Source organism: Stenotrophomonas sp. YJH_SMC_57, assembly GCF_059369755.1.
Genome location: NZ_JCAFSZ010000010.1, coordinates 43003 through 66969, shown reverse-complemented (window position 1 = coordinate 66969; position 23967 = coordinate 43003). Strand labels below are relative to the sequence as shown.

Annotated in this window: 23 protein-coding genes and 5 tRNA genes; 4 read left to right on the top strand and 24 right to left on the bottom strand. The window is 67.7% G+C overall.

Annotation, left to right across the window (positions count from 1 at the left end; all coding sequences use genetic code 11):
- Positions 1 to 121 precede the first annotated feature (121 nt).
- The gene (locus AC5P7U_RS14870) at positions 122 to 691 is read left to right on the top strand and encodes a flavin reductase family protein (RefSeq protein ID WP_312563049.1); all 570 of its coding nucleotides are present in this window, start codon (positions 122 to 124) and stop codon (positions 689 to 691) included.
- An 8-nt stretch (positions 692 to 699) separates the two neighbouring features.
- Here the strand turns inward: AC5P7U_RS14870 and AC5P7U_RS14865 are convergent, their stop codons facing one another.
- The 6 genes from AC5P7U_RS14865 to AC5P7U_RS14840 form a co-directional block, all read right to left on the bottom strand.
- Positions 700 to 1245: a DUF4124 domain-containing protein gene (locus tag AC5P7U_RS14865; protein ID WP_006430428.1), complete on the bottom strand. Its 546-nt coding sequence runs from the start codon at positions 1243 to 1245 to the stop codon at positions 700 to 702.
- Positions 1246 to 1355: 110 nt separating this feature from the next.
- A complete protein-coding gene (locus tag AC5P7U_RS14860; protein WP_006430427.1) occupies positions 1356 to 1853 on the bottom strand; it encodes a GNAT family N-acetyltransferase in 498 nt (165 codons plus the stop codon).
- A gap of 51 nt (positions 1854 to 1904) precedes the next feature.
- A complete protein-coding gene (locus AC5P7U_RS14855) occupies positions 1905 to 2204 on the bottom strand; it encodes a hypothetical protein (protein WP_197563436.1) in 300 nt (99 codons plus the stop codon).
- Positions 2205 to 2608: 404 nt separating this feature from the next.
- Positions 2609 to 2682, bottom strand: a tRNA-Cys gene (locus AC5P7U_RS14850).
- 66 nt (positions 2683 to 2748) lie between these two features.
- Positions 2749 to 2824, bottom strand: a tRNA-Gly gene (locus AC5P7U_RS14845).
- Between the two features lie 142 nt (positions 2825 to 2966).
- Positions 2967 to 3042: transfer RNA gene (locus tag AC5P7U_RS14840), tRNA-Gly, on the bottom strand.
- A gap of 128 nt (positions 3043 to 3170) precedes the next feature.
- On the opposite strand from AC5P7U_RS14840, the gene AC5P7U_RS14835 reads away from it, so the two are divergent.
- A complete protein-coding gene (locus AC5P7U_RS14835) occupies positions 3171 to 3572 on the top strand; it encodes a hypothetical protein (RefSeq protein WP_197563434.1) in 402 nt (133 codons plus the stop codon).
- A complete protein-coding gene (locus AC5P7U_RS14830; protein ID WP_197563432.1) occupies positions 3565 to 4014 on the top strand; it encodes a hypothetical protein in 450 nt (149 codons plus the stop codon). Before AC5P7U_RS14835 ends, AC5P7U_RS14830 begins: the two co-directional genes overlap by 8 nt.
- 2 nt (positions 4015 to 4016) lie before the next feature.
- Here AC5P7U_RS14830 and AC5P7U_RS14825 read toward each other — a convergent pair whose 3' ends face one another.
- The 7 genes from AC5P7U_RS14825 to AC5P7U_RS14795 form a co-directional block, all read right to left on the bottom strand.
- Positions 4017 to 4931, bottom strand: a complete 915-nt coding sequence (locus AC5P7U_RS14825; RefSeq protein ID WP_197563430.1) for an HlyD family secretion protein — start codon at positions 4929 to 4931, stop codon at positions 4017 to 4019.
- The gene (locus AC5P7U_RS14820) at positions 4928 to 5656 is read right to left on the bottom strand and encodes an ABC transporter ATP-binding protein (protein ID WP_006430188.1); all 729 of its coding nucleotides are present in this window, start codon (positions 5654 to 5656) and stop codon (positions 4928 to 4930) included. Before AC5P7U_RS14820 ends, AC5P7U_RS14825 begins: the two co-directional genes overlap by 4 nt.
- A gap of 10 nt (positions 5657 to 5666) precedes the next feature.
- Complete coding sequence (locus AC5P7U_RS14815; RefSeq protein ID WP_006430187.1) at positions 5667 to 6806, bottom strand: ABC transporter permease; 1140 nt, start codon at positions 6804 to 6806, stop codon at positions 5667 to 5669.
- The gene (locus tag AC5P7U_RS14810) at positions 6803 to 8266 is read right to left on the bottom strand and encodes an efflux transporter outer membrane subunit (protein WP_006430186.1); all 1464 of its coding nucleotides are present in this window, start codon (positions 8264 to 8266) and stop codon (positions 6803 to 6805) included. The genes AC5P7U_RS14815 and AC5P7U_RS14810 overlap by 4 nt, the downstream gene beginning before the upstream one ends.
- A 368-nt stretch (positions 8267 to 8634) precedes the next feature.
- Positions 8635 to 8710 (bottom strand) — tRNA-Gly (locus AC5P7U_RS14805).
- Between the two features lie 116 nt (positions 8711 to 8826).
- Positions 8827 to 9933 carry an FAD-dependent oxidoreductase gene (locus tag AC5P7U_RS14800; RefSeq protein WP_197563428.1) on the bottom strand — a complete coding sequence of 369 codons (1107 nt, stop codon included), beginning with the start codon at positions 9931 to 9933 and terminating at the stop codon, positions 8827 to 8829.
- Between the two features lie 162 nt (positions 9934 to 10095).
- On the bottom strand, positions 10096 to 11307 hold the full coding sequence (locus AC5P7U_RS14795) for an NAD(P)/FAD-dependent oxidoreductase (RefSeq protein WP_197563426.1): 1212 nt from the start codon (positions 11305 to 11307) through the stop codon (positions 10096 to 10098).
- A gap of 285 nt (positions 11308 to 11592) precedes the next feature.
- Here AC5P7U_RS14795 and AC5P7U_RS14790 point away from each other — a divergent pair, with 285 nt between their 5' ends.
- Positions 11593 to 12153, top strand: coding sequence for an RrF2 family transcriptional regulator (locus AC5P7U_RS14790; RefSeq protein ID WP_006429988.1), 561 nt, complete (start codon positions 11593 to 11595; stop codon positions 12151 to 12153).
- Positions 12154 to 12212: 59 nt separating this feature from the next.
- Here the strand turns inward: AC5P7U_RS14790 and AC5P7U_RS14785 are convergent.
- The 11 genes from AC5P7U_RS14785 to AC5P7U_RS14735 all read right to left on the bottom strand — a co-directional run bounded on the left by AC5P7U_RS14785 (position 12213) and on the right by AC5P7U_RS14735 (position 23923).
- A tRNA-Gly gene (locus tag AC5P7U_RS14785) sits at positions 12213 to 12288 on the bottom strand.
- Positions 12289 to 12434: 146 nt separating this feature from the next.
- Positions 12435 to 13064, bottom strand: coding sequence for a CDP-diacylglycerol--glycerol-3-phosphate 3-phosphatidyltransferase (gene pgsA, locus AC5P7U_RS14780; RefSeq protein ID WP_040008180.1), 630 nt, complete (start codon positions 13062 to 13064; stop codon positions 12435 to 12437).
- A 19-nt stretch (positions 13065 to 13083) separates the two neighbouring features.
- Positions 13084 to 14928 carry an excinuclease ABC subunit UvrC gene (gene uvrC, locus AC5P7U_RS14775; protein WP_197563424.1) on the bottom strand — a complete coding sequence of 615 codons (1845 nt, stop codon included), beginning with the start codon at positions 14926 to 14928 and terminating at the stop codon, positions 13084 to 13086.
- Complete coding sequence (locus tag AC5P7U_RS14770; protein WP_495221231.1) at positions 14925 to 16337, bottom strand: hypothetical protein; 1413 nt, start codon at positions 16335 to 16337, stop codon at positions 14925 to 14927. Before AC5P7U_RS14770 ends, uvrC begins: the two co-directional genes overlap by 4 nt.
- On the bottom strand, positions 16334 to 16822 hold the full coding sequence (locus AC5P7U_RS14765; protein WP_197563422.1) for a low molecular weight protein-tyrosine-phosphatase: 489 nt from the start codon (positions 16820 to 16822) through the stop codon (positions 16334 to 16336). The genes AC5P7U_RS14770 and AC5P7U_RS14765 overlap by 4 nt, the downstream gene beginning before the upstream one ends.
- Positions 16819 to 17592 carry a 3-deoxy-manno-octulosonate cytidylyltransferase gene (gene kdsB / locus AC5P7U_RS14760; protein WP_006429926.1) on the bottom strand — a complete coding sequence of 258 codons (774 nt, stop codon included), beginning with the start codon at positions 17590 to 17592 and terminating at the stop codon, positions 16819 to 16821. The genes AC5P7U_RS14765 and kdsB overlap by 4 nt, the downstream gene beginning before the upstream one ends.
- A 75-nt stretch (positions 17593 to 17667) precedes the next feature.
- Complete coding sequence (gene lpxK / locus AC5P7U_RS14755; RefSeq protein WP_006429923.1) at positions 17668 to 18687, bottom strand: tetraacyldisaccharide 4'-kinase; 1020 nt, start codon at positions 18685 to 18687, stop codon at positions 17668 to 17670.
- A complete protein-coding gene (msbA, locus tag AC5P7U_RS14750) occupies positions 18687 to 20435 on the bottom strand; it encodes a lipid A export permease/ATP-binding protein MsbA (protein ID WP_006429921.1) in 1749 nt (582 codons plus the stop codon). Before msbA ends, lpxK begins: the two co-directional genes overlap by 1 nt.
- Complete coding sequence (locus AC5P7U_RS14745; RefSeq protein WP_004152323.1) at positions 20432 to 20854, bottom strand: ExbD/TolR family protein; 423 nt, start codon at positions 20852 to 20854, stop codon at positions 20432 to 20434. The genes msbA and AC5P7U_RS14745 overlap by 4 nt, the downstream gene beginning before the upstream one ends.
- A gap of 3 nt (positions 20855 to 20857) precedes the next feature.
- Positions 20858 to 21520 (bottom strand): MotA/TolQ/ExbB proton channel family protein, encoded by a 663-nt coding sequence (locus AC5P7U_RS14740; protein WP_006429918.1) that lies wholly within the window; start codon positions 21518 to 21520, stop codon positions 20858 to 20860.
- 3 nt (positions 21521 to 21523) lie between these two features.
- Positions 21524 to 23923 (bottom strand): DNA internalization-related competence protein ComEC/Rec2, encoded by a 2400-nt coding sequence (locus tag AC5P7U_RS14735; RefSeq protein ID WP_197563420.1) that lies wholly within the window; start codon positions 23921 to 23923, stop codon positions 21524 to 21526.
- Positions 23924 to 23967: the final 44 nt, after the last annotated feature.

Sequence of the window (23967 nt, the reverse complement as noted above, 5' to 3'; positions counted from 1 at the left end):
CCGGCCCGCCTCGGCGCACAGTCACCACCCCGCTCTTCCGAGAACCGCATTGACGAATCCTTCGATCCCGCGTCGGCGCATCACCCCTTCGGTCCTCTACCCGGGAACGCCCGTCGTGTTGATGACCACGCTCAATCCAGACGGCAGCAGCAACATCAGCCCGCTCTCATCGTTCTGGGCACTGGGCAACCGGGTCGTGCTGGGGCTCGGCACGCAGGGCCAGGGTTATCGCAACCTGCAGCTGCGCAACGAGTGCGTGCTGAACTTTCCCTCCTCTGCGCAGGCGGCCCAGGTCGAGGCCATCGCGCGCGCGACCGGGCGTGACCCGGTGCCTGATGCCAAGCAGGCGATGGGCTATGTGCATGTCCGCGACAAGTTCGCGTTGGGCGGCTTCAGCAGCGTGCCGTCCGCCCAGGTGGCACCTGCGACGATTGCCGAATGCCCGTTGCAGGTGGAAGTCACGGTGATGGCGATGCACGCACCCAGCGAGGACGATGGCCAGCACTTCGTGATCGTCGAAGGCCGCGTCCGCTGCGTGCATGCGCATGAGGCGATCACCCATGCAGGCAGCCAGCACATCGATGTCGCCCGCTGGAAACCGTTGATCTATCTGTTCCGCCACTACCTGGGCGTGGGTGAACCGGTCGGGCGCAACTTCCGGGCGCAGACGCCGGAGCAGGCTCCGGCGTAGCGGCCGGATCAGCGCGAGGTCGCGGGCGTGTTGCTGAACGTGTCGCGCACCGAGCGCTCCCGTTCGCGGCGGGTCGCAGCGCACTGCTCGCGTGCGTTCGACATCTGGGTATCCGCGGCAACCCGCTCCGCACTCATCGATTGCTGCAGGCTGGCGATCTGTGCACGAATGCCTGAATCCTGGGTGGCACCGGCCAGTTGGGTGCCCGCCGTAGCCAGTTGCCGGTTCAGTTCAGCAATCTGGCGGCCCATCTGTTGGCTGCGTGACTCCAACGGGCCGTAGATGCGGGAGCGCTCGCCCTGCACGCAGTTGCGCTCGGCGATACCGGCGTCGGCCAGCGCGGTGTTCTGGTACACGGCGGCGCGGTTCGACGCCTCCCCCGCAGATTCGGTCGAGGGACGGGTGGAGCGCAGCTTCATGGGCTCAGCACCGGCGGCGCATGGATTCTGGCTGTACACCGTTTCCCCGGATGCGCCCTTGCACTTGTAGACCTGGGCCGACGCCAGCGGCGCGCCACCCGCCATCAGGGCTACCGCAAGCAGAATTCCCTTCATCCCTCACCTCTCCCTGGTTCGCAATGGACCACCAGCGCACGATACGGCGGATCGGGGATGCCTGCACGTGCCGCCGGGCTGTCCTGGCATTTCGCAGGCCCCCTCGGCCGTCAGGCCAGTGCAATCCAGTACGACACCATGTCCACATAGCGGCCATCGCGCTTCACCGCGCGCGGCTCGATGCCGGATTCGATGAATCCCAGCGACGCGTACAGTCCGCGCGCGGCAGCGTTGTCTGCCAGCACCGTGAGGGTGAGCGACTCGATGTCCTCCGCGCGTGCGGCGGCAAATGCCCCAAGGAACAGCTGCCGGGCGATTCCGTGCCCACGATGCCCTGCGCTCACGTGGACGCTGTGAATTTCCGCCGTGTGCCGCCGTGACAAACGTACGGGCCGCACATAGCGCAGGAAGCCAACCAGCTGTGCCTGGTCAAAGGCGCCGAAGTAACGGGTATGGGCGTCATCAAGTTGAGTCCGCATCACCTGTGCGGTCTCACCGCTGGCCTCGGCCAGCGTGGACAGGAACGCAGCGGGTGATTCACGCAGTGCCTGCAGGCGGGCTGCCCACAGCGTGTCCGCGTCGTCGTGTTGCAGTGGCCGGATCAGCATCCCGCGTGCCTGTAGGCGTTCGTGCGCAGTGGCCAGCGTAGCAGTCCGACCTCAGCGACGTGCATGCACCCGGCGCAATTCCAGCGCAGCGAAGGTGTACCAGCCGAACGCCGGCAGCAACGCAATGCGCTGGGTCAGGCCCCGGTACGGCGGCGGATCAAACCCGGACGTCATCAGCCACAGGTAGCCCATGCCCAGCAGCGACGTCGCCGGCGCCACCCAGGCCATGCGCGGGGATGCGTCGGCACCGAGTGCCACCTGGAACAGCAGCGGGGTCAGGATCGAGAAGATGCCGATGGCATACAGGCCGTGCAATGGGCTGCCGGTGGTGAAGGCGCCGTTGCTGAACATGGCGGCGCCGAACAGCACGGAGGTGAGCGCAGCAGGCGCGAATCGCCGCCCCCGGCAAGCAGCGCCAAGCTGAAGAGGATGATGGCCGCTCCACTCAGCATCGGCGCGGCCTGCAACGCTCTGGCCGGCAGGCCCGGCATCAGCCCCAGTTCGCTCAGATGCTGTGACATGGAGTCGTAGCCAGGCACCGTGAACGCAAACCCGATCAGGGCCAGCATGGCGCCCAGCGGAAGGTACTGCGCTTGCCGGATCGCTGCGTCACGCATGGGGCACACCACCATGGGCCAGGGAACGCGGACGGTAGCAGCTGTACCTGTGCGGGTGCATATGCAGTTTGGCAGGGGCACTTCGCGAGGGGCTGCACAGAAAAGAAAAAGCCCTGACCGGAGTCAGGGCTTTTCAATTGGAGGCCTCAAGCGGAATCGAACCGCTGTAAACGGATTTGCAATCCGGTGCATAGCCACTCTGCCATGAGGCCAACGTACTGCGCGCCAGGAACAGGGCCCTGACAAGACAAAACCCCAAGATGGGGCCTGTCGGAACATGGAGCGGGAAACGAGACTCGAACTCGCGACCTCAACCTTGGCAAGGTTGCGCTCTACCAACTGAGCTATTCCCGCGTAAGCCGACATGGTACCGGAAATCCGGGACACACACCAGCGATTTCACTTTTCTGACTGCGCGCAAAGCCTTGTGGCCCAACGTGCCCCGCCTTGCCGTGGCGGGAGAAAAACAAGGCCCCTACCGGGGCCCTGTAGAATCTGGAGCGGGAAACGAGACTCGAACTCGCGACCTCAACCTTGGCAAGGTTGCGCTCTACCAACTGAGCTATTCCCGCAGATTCTTCGACCTGCGTCGAAGGAGCGCTATTGTGTCCAAATTCCTTCACGCCGTCAACAGTCTTCACACGATGCGGTCACGGGCGTCCGCACTGGGGTACGCTGCCCCGCCCAGCTCCCTTCGGCCATGTTCCTTCGCGGCAAGCCCCTGTTGATCGCCCTGCTGCTGCACCTGCTGGTGGCACTGCTGTACTGGGCGCTGATTCCGCTGGGGATGAACGCCTATCGCGACCATTTCGGATTCACCTCCCATCGCGACATCGGCCTGGGCATCGCCCAGTTCCACCTGTTCTGGATGTTCCTTGCTGCCCAGCCATTGATCGCAGTGCTGCGGCCGCTGTTCGCGAAGCTGCTGGTACTGGCGATCCCGCTGGCGTTCGCGACGTGGACGCTGATGCACAACCATCCGCTGCGCCTGCTGTATTTCACCGTCGGGCCCGGCCTGCTGGCGCTGGCCGCCATCGCGGTAAGCCTGCGCTGTTCGCCTGTCGGAACCTCACGCCCCATCACGGACATCGCCGATGCCTAGACGCTACGTCCGCCTGTTCTGGCTGCTGGTCTCGCTCACCTGGCTGGCACTGATCGCCGCGCTGGTCAATGCCGGCTTCACCCCGGACTACTGGCTGCTGCATCGCCTCGAAGGCATCGAGCCGCGCTACCCCACCAGCAGCGTCATCGTATTCGCGTTGCTGGGAACGGTTGAGCTGGTCGTGGCCGCACTCATCGTGCGGCCCTGGAAGCTGAAGCGGCTGTGGCTGCGCCTGCTGATCGCCTTCGCCCTGCTGCTGGCGTGGTCGGTACCGTGGATGCTGTCGGCCATGCACCAGCCTCCGGTGCACGGCATGCACCTGCTGTGGTTGCTGCTGCTCGACGTAGCCCTGCTGCTGGCACTGTGCGGGGTATCAGCAGTGAGTGCCTGGCGGGCGCTCAGGCACCGCGCGGGAGACGGCGCGGCCCCGCTGCAACGCTAGGGTTACCTCCGGAACTCCACCCGCACATGCTGGCCGAAGCGCGCCTTGGCCGTGCCGTCGAACTCCAGCACGCACTCCACCACCTTGGCCACACCGCGCCCCGCGTCTTCGGGCAGGCGTGCCTGCGCGAACACCGGGCTGATGCGCACCACATGTGCGGACGGCAGCGTACTTGTGTTCTCGGCGCCGTCGCTATCCGGCACTACGGTGGCCTTCATGCCCACCTGCACCGCGTCGGCATAGGCGGCGCTCAGTTCTGCACGCACCTGCAGCGGCCGTGCCGGCAGCAGCGAGATCGCCGGCTTCCCCGCCTGCACGAAGGCGCCGAGACCCGGCACCTGCCCGACCACGGTGCCGGCCTCCGGTGCGCTGAGCGACATCTGCTGCAGTTTCAACTTGGCGTGTTCCAGCTTGTGCTGGGCCATGTCGACCTGCGCGCCGGCCACGTCGACGTCGGCACGCACGCCGGCCAGCTGCTGCTTGGCCGCATCGGCCTGCTGGTTGGACGACACGCCTTCGCTGGCGCCCGTGGACAGGCGGGTGGCGTTGCGCTCCAGTTCGCGCAGCTGCGCCTGGCTGCCCTTCAGACGGTCATTGGCCAGGGCGAGATCGGCGGTGGCCATCGCCACCTCCTGCTGCAGCAGGGCACCATCCAGCGACAGCAGCAACTGCCCCTTCTTCACCGTGGCGCCCTCCTTCACCGGCGCGGCGGTGATCGAACCATCCACCGGCGGCGCCAGCGCGATCAGGCCACCCTCGACGTCGATGATGCCGCGCGCCACGGCGACCTTGCCGGCGGTGGCAGTGCTTGCTTTACCTGCAGGTGCCTGGGCGGGCGCGTCCCTGGAACAGGCGCCAAGCAGCAATGCCGCGGACAGGGCCAGGCTGAGGGGGAGCAGGTGCGACGTCTTGGTCATGGGGCGGACTCTACAGTTTCGTTCTGGCGGCGGTCATCACGGACCATGCCGTCTTCCATGGCGATCACCCGATCGGCATGCCGGATCAGGCGCGGATCGTGGCTCACGCACAGCACGGTGGCGCCATGCGCGCGTGCATAGCGATGCAGGATGTCGATCACGCGCTGGCCGTTCTCGGCGTCCAGCGCGCTGGTGGGCTCATCGGCGAAGATCAGCGTCGGTGATTTGGCGAAGGCGCGGGCGACCGCAACGCGCTGCTTCTCGCCGCCGGACAGCTGCGCCGGGCGCATATGGCTGCGATGGCTCAAGCCGACTTCTTCCAGCGCCCTGCGGGCCAGCGGCTCGCTTTCGCGATTGCTCATGCCACGGTAGCCCAGCGGCAGCTGCACCTGTTCAAGCGCAGTCAGCGCAGGGAACAGGTTGAAGCCCTGGAACACAAAGCCAACGTGGTGCAGGCGGAAACGCTCGACCTCGCTGCGGGTCATGTGGCCCACATCCTGGCCCAGCGCATGCACGCGGCCACCATCCGGTGAAGACAGGCCAGACAGCAGCGACAACAGCGTGCTCTTGCCGCAGCCGGACGGGCCCGACACCAGGGTCAGCTCGCCGGGGTAGATGTCCAGCGACAGGCCGCGCAGCACGGGCACCTGCACATCGCCGGACATGAAGCCCTTATCCAGTGCGTCTGCCTGCAGGGTCGGGGCGACGGCGGGTGTGGAAGTCATCGGCCGGTCCTCAACGCAGCAGCAACGATGGATCGGAGCGGACCACGCTGCGGACCGCCATGATGCTGGACAGCATGGCCATCACCGCGACCAGTGCCACGCAGCCGATGATGACCATCGGCGTCAGCTGTACCGGCACGCGCTGGGTCTGCGCGATCAACAGCACGACGGTGCTGAACGCCGCCGCCAGCAGCATGCCGACGCCGCCGATCAGCAGCGCCTGCTCGAACACCACCCGCGCCAGCGCATAGCGGCCTGCGCCGAGCGCATTGAGCGTGGCGTATTCGCGAACCGAGCCGGCCACTACCGAAGCAAACGACTGGTTGGTGATCACCGCGCCGACGAAGCAGACGATGACCGCCATGAACAACACCGCGATGCCGGCACCGGTATCGAACAACCAGTACTGCTGCGAGCGGCTGGCAAACTCGGGCGCCGTCCAGAACTCGACCGGCGTCGCCTGGCCCATCGACGCGGCCAGACGATCGCGCACGCGGTCGGCCAGCTCCGGCGAACGCAGGCCCGCCACGAAATAGGTACTGCCTTCATGCGGGTCGGTACCGGCGATGGCACGCGCGGTATCCAGCGACGCCAGCACGTTGACGCCACCAAGGCCACGCAGCCCCGGTTGTGCGGCGACCACACGCACCGCCTTGCCGTTGATCCAGGCACGGTTGTTCTGCAGGTCCACACCCAGCGTATCCAGATCGGCACTGTCGACGATCACCGCGCCCGGCTCGCGCAGCTGCGCGCGCAGGTCGGCCGGCAGGATGCGCGCGAACATCATCGCGTCATCCTGGGTGGAGATACCGGACAGATACACCGAGACGTTGCCGGTGCCCTGCGCACTGGAGCGCCATTCGCCATCGACCCATTCGTAGGGTTCGACGCGGGTGACATCCGGGTCCATGCGCAGGTGGCTTTCCACGTCCGCGCTGATCGCGTGGCCGTAGTTGACGCTCTGGGTGCCGGGAAAACCGGCCCAGATGTCGGCCGAGGACGCCTTCACGTAGATCGCGGCGGTACCGAAGATGCCCAGCACCAGCGCCGCCTGCACGATCAACAACACACCGGCGAAGCACATCGCCAGCACCACCGGCAGGAACCGGCGCCACTCGTAGGCCAGGGTCTTGCGGGCCAGTGCGATCATTGCGACTCGCCCTCCGCCTCGACCGGCAGCGGCGCGCCGCCCAGGGCGCGGTACAGCGAGGCGAATGCCAGCACACGCGCACCCTGCGCACCGATCAGATCGGCCTGCGAGGACAACGCAGCGCGCTGCGTGTCGAGGCCATCGAATTCGCTGGACAGGCCCAACTGCACCTGCCGCACCTGGCGCTTGACCTGCTGGCCGGCAGCATCATTGGCCGCACGCAGCGACTGGATGCTGCTGTCCTGGCGTGCCAGGCTGCCCAGTGCGCCCTCCACTTCGCTCACCCCTTCCAGCACCGCCTTGCGGTAGCCGAGCAGTGCAGCATCCAGCTGCTTCTCATCGGCATGGAAGCGTGCACGACGCTGGCCCCAATCCCACAACGGAATATCGATGTACGGGCCGATCGAGGGACTGGAGTCGGAATTGGAGCGGGCGTTCTGGGTGAGGTTGTAGGCGTACAGGATCGAACCGCCGAGGCTGACCCGCGGATACATCGCCGCACGTGCGGAACCCTTGCTCGCCGCAGCCTGCATCACTTCCGATTCGGCCAGCAGGATCTGCGGACGGTGACGCAGCAGATCGGCCGGTACCTGCTGCAGCGAGAATGCGCCCAGCTTCGGCGGCGTGCGATAGGCGCGCCAGGCCGGGTCGGGGCCATCGCGGCCCAGCAGCAGGGCCAATGCTCGGGCGGCATTGTCCGCATTCTCGCGGGCCTGCGCCGTCGCCGCGCGGGTGGCTGCCTGGCGAGCCCGCAGCCGATCAAGTTCGCCCGGCTCATCCAGGCGCAGGCGCTGGCGAACCAGCGCCAACTGCTCGCCGCGATCATCCACCGCCTGCTGCCGGGCCAGCAGGTCCTGCTGGGCCTGCGCCACTGTCAGATCCAGGTAGCTGCGCACCACGTCGGCGATCACCGCAACCTGCGCAGCACTGCGCAGCGCCTCGGCATTGCCGGCCGAGGCCTGCGCGCTCAACTGCGCACTCTCGGCGGCACCGAACAGGCCCAGGTCCCAGATCGCTTCAATGCCCGCATGGAAGTAGGTATCGACTGCGGCGGCGTCCTGCACCTGCTTGGCGCTGGCCGAGATCTCCGGCAGGAAGCGTGAGTCCGACGTGCCGGCGACGATCCGCACCGCCTGCAGGCGCAGCGTGGCCTGCTGCAGGTCGAGGTTGCCGGCAATGGCCTGGTCCACCAGGCCATCCAGCGCCGGGTCGGCCAGCACCTTCCACCATTGCCTGGCGTCCACCGCCACGCCCTGCCCCTGTGGCACCTGGGCCCAGGCGCTGGGCGTGCGGTCGGGCAGGTCCGGCACCGGTACCGACATGCAACCCGCCAGGGCCAGGCTGGCCAGCAACGCGCCGGGGCGCAGCACCGCCTGCAGGGAGAATCCGCGCCCGGTCCTGGGCACTGCCACTGGAGTGATACGCCTGACCACCAGCCCGCCAACGTGTAGAAGGAGCATGAAGGCTACCGTGCGATTGTGGAGCGAACATGGAGAAATGGTCCGAAAAACGTCACAGCACGCGTGCGGTTCAGGCAACGCTGGCGTTGGCCTTTCGCCAGCCTTTCACCACATGGGACGCGCAGAACGCTGGTGCAGATTCCAAGCCATTGAACCCTGCTGCCGCCCACCCCCGAGCCTTGCACCCGCGATCGTCCCCACGACCGCACGCCCGCCATTCCGATTGCGATACTGATGTCGGGATCATCCCGCAGGCGCACTGATACCACGCCTTCCATGAAGATGCCGTGGCCTGACTGTAGCGAGTGCAGCAGCCGGCATCATGACAAACGAAAAACGCCCCCTTGCGGGAGCGTTCTTCTTGAATCTGGAGCGGGAAACGAGACTCGAACTCGCGACCTCAACCTTGGCAAGGTTGCGCTCTACCAACTGAGCTATTCCCGCAGATTTCGTTCGACCTGCGTCGAAGGAGCGCTATTGTGTCGATATTGCTGCACGGCGTCAACAGGGATTTTCACGTCACATGTGGGGTCGCACTCGGGCGTCACGGCCGGCTCCCTTCACATGCGAAGACCGCGACGGTGGAAGTAGATCTGCTCGGCGATGCGCCGTGTAGCCGCCGTATGCAGCAATGCGTTGAGCGGCCAATCGGCCTGCAGATGATCCATCGCCCGGCGCAGCAGGCGCTTGCCGCGGAACGCCGGCGCCGCCTGCCGCGCCACCCGCTCCGGCTGCGGGCCGCTGCCCCGCAGGTGCCGACCGATGGCATCGCCCACGGCCCAACCGTGCCGCCATGAGGAATGGATGCCGCCGGCCGAGAGCGGCGAGACGATGCCCGCGGCGTCGCCGGTCAGGATCACGCCAGGGCCGGTGATCGGGCCTTCCGGCCGGCCGCACGGCACCAGGCCGGCGCGGGTAGCCGAAGGCCGCGCGGCGGGCGGAATGCCGACCACATCGCGCACGTGCTCAAGGAAGCCATCGATATCCGGCGGCCGCACCTGTGCCGGGTCATGGCGCAGTGCCAGGCCGACCTGCAGGCCCGTCGGATTCTGTGCGACCCAGCCGATATAGCCCGGTGCGAAGCGCTTGCTGACGAAGCAATGCAATGCATCGCCCTGCGGCAATTGCAGGCCAGCGAACTCGCGCTCGACGCCGTAAAGGTTGTCACGCACCTGGCCGAGGCCGGTTCGCTGGGCCACGCGCGAACGCGCGCCATCGGCGCCGACCAGGTAGGCGCAGCGCCCCGCTCCCTTCACCTGCCAGCCGTCGCCACTGCGACGGGCATCGGTGAAGGACTGTTGCAGTCGCAGGTCCACGCCATTCGCGCGCAGCTCACTGGCCAGCCAGCGCATCAGGCTCGGCGTATCGGTGGTGAGAAAGTAGTAGCCCGGCGCAGCCAGCAGCACGCTGCGCAGGTTCGGCGCATACAGGCGCACATTCGCAACGCGTTGCACAAGGTGTTCGGGCATTCGACCCAACCAGGTCTGCTCCATCGCTTCCTTCACCACGATGCCGGTGGTGTGCAGGCGTTCGCCGGGATCGGCTTTGCGTTCCAGCACGCAGACGCGCAGGCCGTACTGGACAGCGGCGAGTGCGCAGGCGGCACCGGCGAAACTGGCGCCGACGATGACCACGTCATGGTCGTAGGTGGAGGGGATGTGGGGCATCGCTGCATCACCGGCTGGAAACGAGGAATACAGCTTCAGTCCAGCGCATGGTGGGACGATGGGATGACGGTGAAGTGGGGATGAAGCGATGCCCTGCGCGTGATGCACCGGAAGAGCAACGCTCCCTTCGGGGAGCGTTGCCTGCAGAGCGTCCTGGCGCTATCAGGCGACCACGATCCTGAGCGGGTCGGCCAACGCAAGGATCTCCGCACGCTCACCACTAGGCGGATAGATCCATTCGGTGTTGATGCGGGTCTTCAGCGCCTTGGCTTCCGCACCGGACAGCACGACCTGGCGATCCCAGCCTTCGGTGTAGACGGCACCCCACGGCCCCAGGTCCAGGCAGGTCACGTACTTGGGCTGCGCATACGGAATCATCGCTTCCCCGATCAGATCGGCTGCAACATTGTGGCCAGCCGAGCGTCCCAGGTTCATCGCGTGCTGGCAGGACATCGTCGCTACGTTGCCATCGTCGTCCGTGGCGGCATGCGCGCAGTCGCCGGTGGCGAACACCGCATCGACGCCCGTCGCCTTGAGGGTGCGATCCACGTGCAGGCGACCCACGGCGTCGTGCTGGCCGGGGATCTGCGTGGTCAAGGCGCTGGCGCGTGCACCGGCCGTCCAGATGACGGTCGCGGCGTCGATGCGCTCACCGTTCTCAAGGGTCACGCCGTTGGCATCCACGCAGGCCACGCCCGACCCCAGCTGCCAGGAAACACCGAGCTCGGTCAGGGCCTGGGTGATGACCGGACGCGGACCTTCGCCGAGGTCCGGGCCCAAGTCCTCGGCGCGCTCGACCATGATGACGTTCACTGCGGCATCGGCACCGAGTACGTCGCGCAGGCGCGCCGGAATTTCGGCTGCGGTTTCGATGCCGGTGAAGCCGGCGCCCGCGATCACCACCGTGTTGCGTCCTGCGCTTTCCGGGCGGCCGGCAAGACCCTCCAGATGCGCCTGCAGTCGTGCCGCGTCGGCGATCTGATCGACATTGAAGGCGTGCTGCTGCAGGCCGGGAATCGGCGGGCAGTTCAGGCGGCTGCCAGCGGCCAGCACCAGGCGATCGTAGTGCAATGCCTGCGTTGCGGCATCGGCTCCCACGCCCACCACCTGCACTTGCCGGTTGGCGACGTCGATGTGCTCGACGCGGCCGGCAAGGTAGCGCACGCCGACCGCATCGAAGATGGCCTGCAGCGGCGCCTTCATGCGCTCAGGTCCCTTTTCGTAGAGGCGTGGGCGCACATGCAGCTCCGGCGACGGCGCAACCAGCACGATCTCTACATCACGGCGCGCCGCCTGGTCGAGAAGACGGGCGGCGGCGAGCGCGCTCCACATGCCGGCAAAGCCGGCGCCGATGACAAGAATGCGTTGGGACACGGAGGGAAATCCTTCTGGGAATCAGGGTTCAGGCGCCCGGGTGCGCGGACGGCACGGGCGTGGGCGGTGTGCTGCAGCGTCGTACCATATAACGCGGATCATATGAGTCCGCATTATGTCGCGCAAGCGCCTGACGGCGGCGCGGTTCAGGCCGACGCCTTCCTGCCCTACTCCTTTTCCCCACCACAACGCCAATGAAATCAAAGATCTGCATGAAGTTCCGCAGGGTTGCGGCGGGTAACTCAGGCCCCTATAGTCCGCGTTATATTTTTCTGGATCGGTCCCATGGCCCACATCGGAACGGGCGTCGAGTACGCCCTGCACTGCCTGCTCTGGCTGGTCCCGCCGCTGGAACAGCGGCCCAGCAGCCGCGACCTCGCCGAACTGCAGGGCGTGCCGGCAGCGTTCATGGCGAAGATCTTTCCGAAGCTGGAGAAGGCCGGCATCGTCGAGTCCACTGGCGGCATCCGCGGCGGCTACCAGCTGGCGCGTGCGCCCGAAGACATCAGCGTGCTGGATGTGGTCGACGCCGTTGAGGGACAGAAGGCGCTGTTTGATTGCCAGGAGATCCGCGGGCGCTGCGCGCTGTTCGATGGCAGTCCACCGCGCTGGGCCAACCGCGGCGTGTGCGGCATCCACGCGGTGATGATCAATGCACAGAAGGCGATGCGCGAAGAACTGGCGCGTTCCAGCCTGGCCTCGATTGCCGAGGGTGTGCAGGGCAAGGGGCGCCCGGCGAGCTTCGCAGGCGATGTGCAGGAGTGGTTTGCCGACCGCCAGGCGGCACGCGAGGAAGCGCGCATCACCGGCATGCGTGCGCGCACGTCGACGCAGGACGACGATTGATCGCAGTGACGCGCACGCAAACGAAAAACGCCCCCTTGCGGGAGCGTTCTTCTTGAATCTGGAGCGGGAAACGAGACTCGAACTCGCGACCTCAACCTTGGCAAGGTTGCGCTCTACCAACTGAGCTATTCCCGCTTGGGAGGCGAAATTCTACCTGTTCCAGGAATGGCGTCAAGCGGTTTTTTCAGGCGAATGCGAGGCACCTGGCATTGCCCATCTACGCCTGGCATGGATGCATGCCTTTCCAGTAGATCCACGCCATGCGTGGATGTCGCGCCCGATCAACCGTTGCCCAGCTTCTTCTGCCGCGAACGCTCGCGCGCAGCGCGCTCGTCCTCGCGCAGGCTCGGCCAGGCGGCGTGCAGGTACTGCAGGCCCGACCACAGGGTCAGCACGGCGGCAATCGCCAGGGTCCAATCGCCGATATGGAACACCGGCCAGCCCATCCAGATGTCCTGCACCGGTACGTTCGGCGCCACCGAATACAGCAGGCACAGCAGCGCGACCATCTGCGCGGTGGTCTTGACCTTGCCGATCATCGCCACGCGTACCTTGGCACGCTGGCCCAGCTCCGCCATCCACTCGCGCAGCGCCGACACCGCGATCTCACGGCCGACGATCACCGCCGCCCAGAACGCCATCCACGGCGTCGGATGACCCTGCACGATCAGGAACAGCGCCACTGCCACCATCAGCTTGTCCGCGACCGGGTCCAGGAACGCGCCGAACGCCGACTCCAGCTGGTAGCGGCGTGCGATCCAGCCATCGAGCCAGTCGGTGATCGCGGCCAGGCCGAAGATCGCCGCCGAAGCGAAGTTGGTCCAGGTGTAGGGCAGGTAGAACACCAGCACCAGCACCGGGATCATCACGATCCGCAACAACGTCAGCCAGGTGGGGAGGGTCAACTTCATGGCGTGCGTGCTTCTCTCTCTACTCGGCCGCATCGGGCGTGGCCAACCCGTGCAGGTTAGCGTAGATACGTGCCGCGAGGGCGTCATTGATGCCTTCCACCTTGGCGATTTCCGCTTCGCCAGCGGCTTTCAGGCCCACAAGGCCACCGAAATGCTTGAGCAGGCTGGCACGGCGGCGCGGCCCGATACCGGGGATGTCCTCCAGCTTGCTGGTCATCCGCGCCTTCTGCCGGCGGCCGCGGTGGCCGGTGATGGCGAAGCGGTGCGCCTCGTCGCGCACCTGCTGGATGAACTGCAGCGCGGGATTGGCAGCGCCCGGGCGCAGCTCGCGGCCGTCGGGCATCACCAGCGCTTCATGGCCGGCGCGGCGCTCCACGCCCTTGGCCACACCCACCAGCAGCACGCCTTCCACGCCCAGGTCTGCCAGCGCCGCCTGCGCCTGCGCCAACTGGCCGGCGCCACCGTCGATCAGCAGCACGTCCGGCAGCACGCCCTGCTCTTCCACGGCACGGCGGAAGCGGCGGTCGATGGCCTGGCGCATGGCGGCGTAGTCATCGCCCGGCTCGATACCGCTGATGTTGAAGCGACGGTACTGCGCGCGCACCGGGCCGGCGGCGTCGAACACCACGCAGGAGGCCACGGTGGCTTCGCCGAGGGTATGGCTGATGTCGAAGCACTCCACCCGCTTGACCGGCTCGGCCAGGCCCAGCATGTCGCGCAGCGCATCGCTGCGTGCGTGCTGTGCGTTGCGGCTGTTGAGTTCGGTGGCCAGGGTCAGCTGCGCGTTGCGGCTGGCCAGTTCCACATAACCGGCACGCTCGCCACGCACGTTCCACTTCAGCTGCACCTTGCGATCGGCCGAGGCCGACAGCGCTGCGACCAGCAGGTCGGCATCGGGAATCTCGCGGTCCAGCAGGATCTCGCGCGGCGGCTCGAATTCGATGTAGTACTGCGAGACGAACGCAGCCAGGACTTCTTCCGGGCTTTCCTCGCCATTGGTGCGCGGGAAGAACGGACGGGTGCCCAGGTTGCGGCCATCACGGAACGCCAGCAGCAGCACACAGGCCTGCGAGCCCTGCATGGCCACCGCCAGCACGTCAAGGTCGGCGGCGCGGCCATCCACGTACTGACGGGTCTGCATGCTGCGCAGCGAGGAAATCAGATCGCGCAGGCGCGCGGCCTGCTCGAATTCCAACGCCTCGCTGGCCGCCTGCATCTGCTCGCCCAGCTCGCGGGTCAGCTCGTCGCTCTTGCCTTCCAGGAACAGCGCGGCACGACGCACCGACTCGGCATATTCGGCTGGCGCCACCAGTTCGACGCAGGGCGCGCTGCAACGGCCGATCTGGTACTGCAGGCACGGCCGCGAACGGTTGCGGAACACGCTGTCCTCGCAGCTGCGCAGCTTGAACAGCTTGTGCATCAGGTTCAGCGTCTCGCGCACTGCGGTGACGCCCGGATAGGGCCCGAAATAGCGGCCGGGAATGGCACGTGGACCGCGATGCAGCGCGATGCGCGGCCAGTCCTCGCGGGTCAGCAGCACATGGGGATAGGTCTTGTCGTCGCGCAACGAGACGTTGTAGCGCGGCGACAACGACTTGATCAGCTGGTTTTCCAGCAGAAGCGCCTCGGCTTCCGAGCGCGTGACGGTAACGTCCATGCGCGCGATCTGCGAGATCATCGACATGATCCGCGCGTTCTTCGGGCTGCCGTTGAAATAGCTGCCGACGCGGTTGCGCAGTGCACGCGCCTTGCCCACGTACAGCAAGGTGTCGTCGGCCGCGTACATGCGGTACACGCCGGGCGCGGTGCTGAGATGGGCCGCAAAGGCCTTGCCGTCGAAGGCCGGGGCGGGAACGTCGGTCATTCGCTGATCGGCACTTCGCTGAGCACGCCACTTTCAGGGTCCAGGCGCAGTACGGCGTGGGCGTCGGTCTCGGCGATCCACACCGCGCCTGCGCCCACGGCCAGCCCGGCCGGGCCCTGCAGGCGACGCGGCAGCGGCTGGGTGGTGAGTTCGCCACCGCCCAGGCGAAGCGTGCGCAGGCGGCCGTTGCCGGAATCGGCGATCCACAGCAGTGGAGCGTCCGGACTCAAGGCGATCGCCTGCGGGAACTGCAGGCGGGCCTGCGCGCGCGGGCCATCCTCATTGCCGAAGCGCCAGGGCCCCTGCCCGACCAGCGTCTGCACCAGATCGCCGCGCAACTGCAGCGCACGGATCGAGGAACCCAAAGCGTCGGCCACATACAGCACCTGCTGCACCACCGCCAGCGCGGTGGGCTGGGCGAAGGCGGCCAGGTGGCCACTGCCGTCGCGCTCGTCGATGGCACCACTGCCGGCGCGCCACTGCAGGCTGCGCTGGCCCAGGTGATAGCTCCAGATGCGGTTGTCGCCGGCCATGGCGATATGCAGCTGGTTGTCGGCGATGGCCAGGCCGATCGGATGGTCCAGCGATACCTGCCGCGCCTGCGCAACCGGGCCCTCTACCGGCGCGCCGGGGCGGCCGTTGCCGCACAGCGTGTCGACGATGCCGGTGAGCAGGTTGATGCGTCGCACCGCATGGTTGCCGGTGTCGGCCACGTACAGCGCGTCGCGTTCAAGGACCAACGCCTGCGGGCGATGGAACGCCGCCTCGGCAAGGTTGCCATCCATGAAATCGGCGGTGCCCAGCCCGAACTGGCGCAGGATGCGGCCACCATGGCTGCATTCGAGGATGCGGTGATGGCCGCTGTCGGCGATGTACAGGCGTTCGGTGCTGACAGCCAACCCCAACGGAAAACGCAGGGCCTGGCGCGGCTCCGGATGCAGTTCGCTGCCTCCCCGCGGCGGCGCCGAAGGGGCGCCCTGGCACAGCGCGTTCAAGGCACGCTCAAGCTCACCGGGCGCGCCCTGCCCGACCAGCCGTTGCTGCTCGCGGCCCTGCGCGTCCAGCAGCACCATCGTTGGCCAGGCGTTGATGCCGAAGCGACGCCAGCCATCCCAGTCGGCATCCAGCAGCAGCGGCATCGTCAGGCCCTGCCGGCGCAGCAGCGTCAAAGCGGCCCCCGGGTCGCGCTCGAAATCAAAGCGCGGCACCTGCAGCACCAGCGGCTGCAACTTGCCCGGGTGGCGTGACAGCCACTGGCCGAACTCGGCCAGCCGCTGCGCGCTCCAGGCGGAGGCGGCGTTGACGAACAACAGCGCCACCGGCCGACCGCGCAGTTCGGTCAGGGTGCAGGGGGTGGCGTTGAGCCAGGTGGCGAACTCGGGCAGGTCCGGGACGGGCTGGACGTTCATGGCCCGATTATGCCGGAGTCGGCGTCATGCAACAGTCGTGCCACGGCACGTTCTGCCGCAGTGTCGACCAGCGTCCAGACCTGTTCGAAGTGATCGTTGCTACCGGTGTAGGGATCCGGGATCGCGACTCGCCCCTTCCCGCCCGACCACGGCAGGTACAGCGCCAGCCGCTCGCGCTGGGCGGGCGTCGCCAGCCGAGCGGCATCACGCATATTGGCTTCGTCGGCGCACAGGACCCAGTCGAAGCGGTCGAAATCCACGGCCCGCAGCTGGCGTGCACGCAGGCCACCAATGTCCACGCCGTGCCCGGCCGCACAGGCGATCGCGCGCCGATCCGGCGGCTCACCGACGTGCCAGTCACCGGTACCGGCCGAGTCGACCTGCACCTGGCCGGCCAGCAGCGAGGCGTCCAGGCGTGCGCGCAGCGCACCTTCGGCCATCGGCGAACGGCAGATGTTGCCGAGGCAGACGACCAGCAGTCTCATCGCGCGGCCATCGCCTGCAGCAGCGCTTCGGCGCGCTCGAGGTCCTCGGGGGTATCGATGCCCGGCGGGAACGGTTCCGGCGAGATCGCCACGCTGATCGGATAGCCGGCCTCCAGCACCCTCAGCTGTTCCAGCGATTCGACCTGCTCCAGCTGGCCCGGCGGCATCGCCGCGAACTGCTGCAGGAAGCCGGCGCGATAGCCATAGATGCCGATATGGCGCAGCCAGGCATGGCCGTCCGGCAGGGTGTCGCGGCCGCGGGCGAAGCCATCGCGGTGCCAGGCGATCGGCGCACGGCTGAAGTACATCGCCTCGTTGCGCACGTTGCGCACCAGCTTGACCACGTTCGGGTCGAACAGGGTGTGCGCGTCCTCGACGGAGGTGGCCAGGGTCGACATCGGCGCATTGCCGTCGACCAGCGCGTCGGCCACTGCCCGGATGCCGGCCGCAGGCGCGAAAGGTTCATCGCCCTGCAGGTTCACCACCACGGTGTCGTTCGCCCACCCGGCAATACGCGCGCACTCGGCCAGGCGGTCGGTGCCGGACGCGTGCGACGTCGCGGTCATCGCCACCTTCACTTCGGCCAGCCCGGACAGCGTGTCGGCAATGCGCTGGTCGTCGGTGGCGACCCAGACCTCGCCAGCGCCCGCCTGCAGCGCGCGGCGCGCCACGTGCAGGACCAGCGGCTCACCGCCCAGCAGGCGCAGCGGCTTGCCCGGCAGCCGCGATGCGGCATAGCGGGCCGGGATGGCGACGACGAATTCGGTCATGCGGGCGGTACTCGGCAGGCTCGTTGCAACAGGAATGCGGCCGGCGACGGGTGAATGCAAGCGCCGCCGCGCCACTCAGTTCGGTCTCAGCTTGTCCAGGCGGTCGGTCAGCGCCACCCAGAACGCAGCAGGCAGCTCGGCGCGCAGCGGGACGGCGTAATGCCAGTCGTTGCCGAACTGACGGCACTTCACCGCGTCCTTCTCGGTCATCAGCACCGGCAGCTGGCTGCCGAAGGACAGGTCCTGCGGCTGATACGCCTGATGGTCGGCGAAGGCATGCGGCACCACGCCGATGCCACGCGCGCGCAGCATGTCGAAGAAGCGCTGCGGATGGGCGATGCCGGCCACCGCGTGCACACGCTGGCCCTTGAAATACGACAGCGGGCGCGCACGGCCACCGGCCAGCGGCTGCGCACTGTCGATGTGCAGGGCCATCGGCCACTGGCCGAATCCACAGGCCTGGGCGGCGGCGTCCTCATCGGCCTGGCCGAGGTTGACCACACGGAAGTCGCACTCGGTAGCGCGGCTGACCGGCTCACGCAGCGGCCCGGCCGGAATCATCCGGCCATTGCCGTAGCGGCGCTGGGCATCGACCACTTCAATCTCGATGTCGCGTGCCAGACGATAATGCTGCAGGCCATCGTCGCAGACGATCACATCGCATCCTGCCTCGATCAGCGCCTTGCCAGCGGCAACGCGGTCACGGTCCACGCGCACCGGCACGCCGGTCTTCCACGCGATCAGCACCGGTTCGTCACCGCCCTTGGCGGTCGGCGTGTCGGCCTGCACCCACAGCGGCTTGTCGGCATCCTCGCGGCCATAGCCACGGCTGGCCACGCCCGGCTTCCAGCCGGCGGCGCGCAGCCGCTCGACCAGGGCGATCGTCAACGGCGTCTTGCCGGTCCCTCCCGCAGTGATGTTGCCCACCACGATGACCGGCACCGGCAGCGTGTAGTGCTTGCGCCAGCCGCGCCGATAGGCACGCCGGCGCAGCGCGGTCACACCGGCGTACAGCGGCGCCAGCAGGCGCATCGCCCAGGGAACCGGGCTGCCGTCATACCAGTAGGGCGGGGTCTGGGTACCCTTGCCAGCCATCAGTCCTGCCTTTCGCGGAACTGCATGCTGTGCAGATGCTGGTACAGGCCGCCCATGCCCAGCAGCTCCTTGTGGGTGCCACGTTCAACGATGCGACCGTGGTCCATCACCAGCACCTGGTCGGCATGCTCGATGGTCGACAGGCGGTGCGCGATGACCAGCGTGGTGCGCTCGGGCATCAGGCGCTGCAGTGCATCCTGTACCAGCCGCTCGGATTCGTTGTCGAGCGCAGCAGTGGCTTCATCGAGGATCAGGATCGGGGCATCACGCAGGATCGCGCGCGCGATCGCCAGGCGCTGGCGCTGGCCACCGGACAGCAGCGCGCCGTTCTCGCCGACCGGGGTCTGCAGCTGCTGCGGCAAGCGCGCGATGAATTCCCACGCATTGGCCGCTTCGGCGGCCGCGCGGATCTGATCATCGGTCGCGTCCATGCCATAGGCGATGTTGGCGCCGATGGTGTCGTCGAACAGCATGACCTTCTGCCCGACCATCGCCACCTGGCGGCGCAGATCGGCCAGCGGATAGTCGTCCAGCGCCACGCCGTCGAGGGTGATGCGCCCGCCACTGGGTTCGTAGAAGCGCGGCACCAGCCGGATCAGGCTGGTCTTGCCGCTGCCGGATCGGCCAACGATGGCGGTCACCGTGCCCGGCTTGGCAACGAAGCTGATGTCATCCAGCGCGATGCCACTGTCGGCGCGGTAGCGCAGCATGACGTGCTCGAACGCCAGTTCACCCTGCACGCGCTGCACCGTGTTGCGGCCTTCGTCGCGCTCGACCGGCATGTCGAGGATGCCGAACAGGCGCTCGGCAGCGGACACGCCACGCGAGATCGAGGACTGCACGCTGGTCAGGCGGCGCAGCGAGGGAATGATCGCGGTCATCGAGATCATCAGCCCCATGAACTGGCCGGCATTCAGACGGCCGGCAAGCGCTTCGCGGGTCGACACCCAGACGATCACCGCCAGTGCCAGCGCGGCCAGGAACTGGACCACGCTGGACGCGCCGGCACGGGTGATTTCCACCTTCATGTTCAGTGCCAGCATGCGGTTGGCCAGGCGCGAGTAACGCGACATCTCATGCTGCTGGGTGCCGTGCACCTTCACTTCCTGCTGCGCGGCCAGCGACTGCTCGGCGGTCTGCGCCATCGTGCCCATGCCGTCCTGGATGCCGCGGCTGATACGCCGGTAGCGCTTGCCGACGTAGGACACGATCACGCCGATCATCGGCACCACCACCAGCATCGCCACGGTGACCTTGACGCTCATCTGCAGCATCACCGCCAGCATCGCGATGATGGTGAGGGTATCGGCGACCACGGTCTTGAGTGCATCGGCGCTGGCCTGGGTGACCTGCTCGGTGTCGAAATTCAGGCGACTGACCATCACCGGGGTCGATTCGGTATCGAAGTGCGAGGACGGCAGGTGCAGGTACTTGGCCAGTACCTGCTCACGCAGGTCGCGCACCACGCTGCGGCCGGTCTTGGCCAGTGCGTAGTCGCTGACCCAGGTGGCGGCACTGCGCATCAGGAACAGGCCGAGGATGGTCAGCGGCAGGATCACCGCCATCCTTGGCTCGGGATTGACGAAGCCGCGGTTGACCAGGGGCTCCATCAGTTTGGTGAAGAAGTAGCCGGCCACCGACTCCACCGCCATGGCGATGACAGCGGCGACCATCAGCACCCAGTAGGCACGGGTATATCCCAGCAGACGCTTGTAGATCGGCCACACCGGCGCGTGTTTGGAACTCATGGACGCACCTCGGGTGCTGTTGCAATGGCAATACGTCGGAAGCCGAGCTGGCCCAGCGCATCCTGCGCGGTCACCACGGCCTGGTAGGGAGTGCGTGCATCGGCGCGCAGCAGCACGGTCTGCTCGCGATCACTGCCCGCCACGGCGGCAATGGTCTGCTTGACCGACTCGACGTCGCTGCGCAGCACTTCCTGGTCATTGATGAAATAGCGGCCCTCGGCGTTGATCAGCACGCTGAGCGAGCGCGGCGGCTCGTTGGTCTGCTGCTGGCTGGCGGTCGGCAGCTGCACCTGCAGCGTCGAACGCGCGTCGAACGTGGTGGTGACCACGAAGAAGATGATCAGCACCAGGATGACGTCGATCAGCGGCACCAGGTCGATATGCGGCTCATCCTGTGACCGGTCGTTGCCGATACGCATCGATCAGGCCTTCGCCGTGGCAGCGTTGGATGAACGCACCGCTGCGGCCGGGTTCATCACCCCGGGGCGGCCGTCGAGCGTATCCAGCAATGCGCTGGCTTCCTGCTCCATCTCCACCACGTAACCATGGATGCGGCCCTTGAAGTAGCGATGGAACATCAATGCCGGGATCGCCACGATCATGCCGGTGGCGGTGCAGACCAGAGCCTTGCCGATACCACCGGCCAGCTGGTTCACGTCGCCCACGCCGTGGTCGAGGATGCCCAGGAACATCTGGATCATGCCGATCACCGTGCCGAGCAGGCCCAGCAACGGGCCCGCCGAGGCGATGGTGCCCAGTGCGTTGAGGAAACGTTCCATGCGGTGCACAAGGTGGCGGCCGGTGTCCTCGATGCGCTCGCGGATCTGGTCACGCGGGCGATTGCGCGCTTCCAGCGCGGCGGCCAGCAGCGCGCCCAGCGGCGAGTTGGCACGCAGGGTCTGCAGATGGGCCGGATCAAGCTTGCCGCGCGCGGCCCAGTTGCGCACTTCCTGGCCGAGGCCGGGCGGCAGCACTTCCGTCCGCCGCAGGGACCAGAAACGCTCCAGGATGATCGCCAAAGCCAGTACGCCCAACAGCAGCAGCGGCACCATCGGCCAGCCACCGGCCTTGACCAGTTCCCACACGTTTCAACCCTCCGGCCCAACGGCCGCTTGTTCGATCGACGATAGGATAGCAGCCGACCGCGCCCGCCCAGCGGCATCCCACCAACGGGATGCGTGGACACGCTGTTCACGCAGCTGCAGCCCTTGCGCGCCAAGCCATACGCGGATCGCCCCGGCGTCGGCGGTCGCCAGCACCTCGGCTCCCTGCGCCTGCCAGCGCTGGACCACCTCCCGGCGCGGGTGGCCGAAGCGGTTCTGGTGCCCGGCCGAAACCAGCGCCAGCCGCGGTGCCACCGCCGCCACCCATCCCGCGCTGGAGCTGCCGCCGCTGCCATGGTGCGGCACCAGCACCACGTCGGCCTTCAACGCCGCTGGTGTCGCCTGCAGCAGTCGCTGTTCCGTCGACCGGCCGATGTCACCGGGCAGCAGAACAACGCCATGACGGCTGGCGATGCGCAGCACGCAGCTGTCTTCGTTGCCGGCCTGGCGGCTGCCGGGCGCCGGGTGCAGTACCTGGAAATCAACACCGTCCCACTGCCAGCGCATTCCCTGCTGGCACGGCAGGGCCCCGGCAATCGCACTGCCGGGCGGGGCCAGCGCCTGCAGCCTGGGCAGTTGCCGCCGCAGGCTGGGCAGGTTGCCGATGTGATCCAGATGGTCATGGCTGAGCATCACCTGCTGGGGAGGCCCCTGGCCCAGCGCGCGCAGGGCCGGGACCAGGATCCGTTCATTGCCGTCGCCGCCGTTCGGCGGCCCGACGTCGTACCAGAGCGCGTGCTGCGCCGTGCGCACCAGCACCGCCGCACCCTGGCCGACATCGTGCACCAGCAGCTCCAGCTCGCCCTCTGCGGGCGCCTCGCGCGCCGGCCACAGCAGCGGCAGGCACAGCAACAGACCGCTGAGTGCACCGCCTGCCCCGCGCGGCAGCAGCCACCAGAACACCCCCAGCAATGCCGCCGGCACCGCCCAGACGGGCGCTTCGGCCAGCCACCACATCGCCCGCGGATGCAGCGCCAGGGGCTGCAGGGCCTGCCAGCTGAGCTCGAACAACCCAGCGGCGGCACGCCACGCCCATCCGCCCGCGCCGTCGTGCAGGGTGTGAAGAGCGGTCCCCAACAGCGACAGCGGCACCACCAGCAGCGTCCACCACGGGATGATCGGCAGATTGACCAGCGGCCCCAACCGCGCGGTACCGCCGAACAAGGCCACGCACAGGGGCAGCAGGCCCAGGCTGGCCACCCCCTGCGCCGCCAGGAAGCCGCGCACGCCACCGCCGATGCCTTCCGGCCCGGTGCGCGGCAGGCACCACAACAGCCACAGCACCCCGCCAAAGCTCAGCCAGAACCCCGCCGACAGGACCGACATCGGCGCCGGCAGCAGCATCACCATCGCAGCCAACGCCAACCCCTGCCCCGCAGCAACCGGGCGGCGTCCGGCCCGGGCCAATGCAACCAGGCCGATCATCAGTGCCGCGCGCACGGTCGGCAGCGCGCCGCCAGCCGCAACGGCATAGGCGGCCGCGGCCAGCGCGGCGCCCCACGCGGCGGCCTGCGGCCGTGGCCGGACCCGCCCCAGCGCCGGGCACAACCACCACGACACGCGGCACAACAACACACCGAATCCAGCCACCACGCCCACGTGGAATCCGGAAATGGCGACCAGATGGGTCAGGCCCAACGCGCGCAGGTGCTCCCAGTCGGCATCGGACACGCCACGGGTGTCGCCCAGTGCCAGCGCCTGCACGAACCGTGCAGCCGGATGCGCCACCTGCGTGGCAATCGCGGCGCTGCTGCGTTCACGCCAGGCCTGCAGGCCCCGTGCGGGCAGCCGCTCACGAGCGCTTGCCGGATCACGAACCGTGCCATTGCCGGAAATGCCCCGCTGCAACGCATGCCGCTCGGCATCGAAGCCACCCGGATTGATCCGTGAACGCGGCGCCCGCAGGCGCAGTGACAATTCCCAATGCGCCCCGGCGCGAACCGCATGGCGCCCTCCCCCGCCGCCAGCGCTTGCAGGCCCGCGCCACGGATCGTTCCAGGTGACCTGCAGGCGCGTGCCGCGCAGCGATGGGAGCGCCCCGGCCTCGTCCACGTGCAGCAGGAAACGTGTGTAATCCGGCCCGCTGTGTGGAAGGTCGACGACGCGTCCCAGCACCCGCACGTCCTGCGCCGGCGCAGCGGGAGGCATCTGCCGGTGCAGCGCCCAATGCCCGTGCAGCGTCGCCCATGCCAGCCCGAACACGGCCATCGCCCAGCCCCGGCCCCGCCAGCGCGCCAACCAGCCGGCAACAGCGGTAACCGCCAACGGCGCACACAGCCACAGTGGCAGCAGCACCGGCAGCTGCATGCAGGCCAGCGCGCCCAGCACCAGCCCTGCGGCACTGCCCCCACCGAACAGGGGGGGAGCGGATCGTTCGGAAACCATCCGTGCAGCCTGCAATCGGCCACGACGGCTTGCCTATCGGGCAA

Excerpts from the sequence above, each read along its gene's own strand:
- AC5P7U_RS14825 (WP_197563430.1), bottom strand. The coding sequence starts at position 4,931 with ATGACCAAGACGTCGCACCTGCTCCCCCTCAGCCTGGCCCTGTCCGCG.
- AC5P7U_RS14800 (WP_197563428.1), bottom strand. The coding sequence starts at position 9,933 with ATGCCCCACATCCCCTCCACCTACGACCATGACGTGGTCATCGTCGGC.
- AC5P7U_RS14820 (WP_006430188.1), bottom strand. The coding sequence starts at position 5,656 with ATGACTTCCACACCCGCCGTCGCCCCGACCCTGCAGGCAGACGCACTG.
- AC5P7U_RS14835 (WP_197563434.1), top strand. The coding sequence starts at position 3,171 with ATGTTCCTTCGCGGCAAGCCCCTGTTGATCGCCCTGCTGCTGCACCTG.
- AC5P7U_RS14860 (WP_006430427.1), bottom strand. The coding sequence starts at position 1,853 with ATGCTGATCCGGCCACTGCAACACGACGACGCGGACACGCTGTGGGCA.
- pgsA (WP_040008180.1), bottom strand. The coding sequence starts at position 13,064 with ATGAAGTTGACCCTCCCCACCTGGCTGACGTTGTTGCGGATCGTGATG.
- AC5P7U_RS14865 (WP_006430428.1), bottom strand. The coding sequence starts at position 1,245 with ATGAAGGGAATTCTGCTTGCGGTAGCCCTGATGGCGGGTGGCGCGCCG.
- uvrC (WP_197563424.1), bottom strand. The coding sequence starts at position 14,928 with ATGACCGACGTTCCCGCCCCGGCCTTCGACGGCAAGGCCTTTGCGGCC.
- AC5P7U_RS14830 (WP_197563432.1), top strand. The coding sequence starts at position 3,565 with ATGCCTAGACGCTACGTCCGCCTGTTCTGGCTGCTGGTCTCGCTCACC.
- kdsB (WP_006429926.1), bottom strand. The coding sequence starts at position 17,592 with ATGACCGAATTCGTCGTCGCCATCCCGGCCCGCTATGCCGCATCGCGG.
- AC5P7U_RS14855 (WP_197563436.1), bottom strand. The coding sequence starts at position 2,204 with ATGTTCAGCAACGGCGCCTTCACCACCGGCAGCCCATTGCACGGCCTG.
- lpxK (WP_006429923.1), bottom strand. The coding sequence starts at position 18,687 with ATGGCTGGCAAGGGTACCCAGACCCCGCCCTACTGGTATGACGGCAGC.
- AC5P7U_RS14790 (WP_006429988.1), top strand. The coding sequence starts at position 11,593 with ATGGCCCACATCGGAACGGGCGTCGAGTACGCCCTGCACTGCCTGCTC.
- AC5P7U_RS14745 (WP_004152323.1), bottom strand. The coding sequence starts at position 20,854 with ATGCGTATCGGCAACGACCGGTCACAGGATGAGCCGCATATCGACCTG.
- AC5P7U_RS14815 (WP_006430187.1), bottom strand. The coding sequence starts at position 6,806 with ATGATCGCACTGGCCCGCAAGACCCTGGCCTACGAGTGGCGCCGGTTC.
- AC5P7U_RS14735 (WP_197563420.1), bottom strand. The coding sequence starts at position 23,923 with ATGGTTTCCGAACGATCCGCTCCCCCCCTGTTCGGTGGGGGCAGTGCC.
- AC5P7U_RS14765 (WP_197563422.1), bottom strand. The coding sequence starts at position 16,822 with ATGAGACTGCTGGTCGTCTGCCTCGGCAACATCTGCCGTTCGCCGATG.
- msbA (WP_006429921.1), bottom strand. The coding sequence starts at position 20,435 with ATGAGTTCCAAACACGCGCCGGTGTGGCCGATCTACAAGCGTCTGCTG.
- AC5P7U_RS14870 (WP_312563049.1), top strand. The coding sequence starts at position 122 with ATGACCACGCTCAATCCAGACGGCAGCAGCAACATCAGCCCGCTCTCA.
- AC5P7U_RS14770 (WP_495221231.1), bottom strand. The coding sequence starts at position 16,337 with ATGAACGTCCAGCCCGTCCCGGACCTGCCCGAGTTCGCCACCTGGCTC.
- AC5P7U_RS14810 (WP_006430186.1), bottom strand. The coding sequence starts at position 8,266 with ATGCTCCTTCTACACGTTGGCGGGCTGGTGGTCAGGCGTATCACTCCA.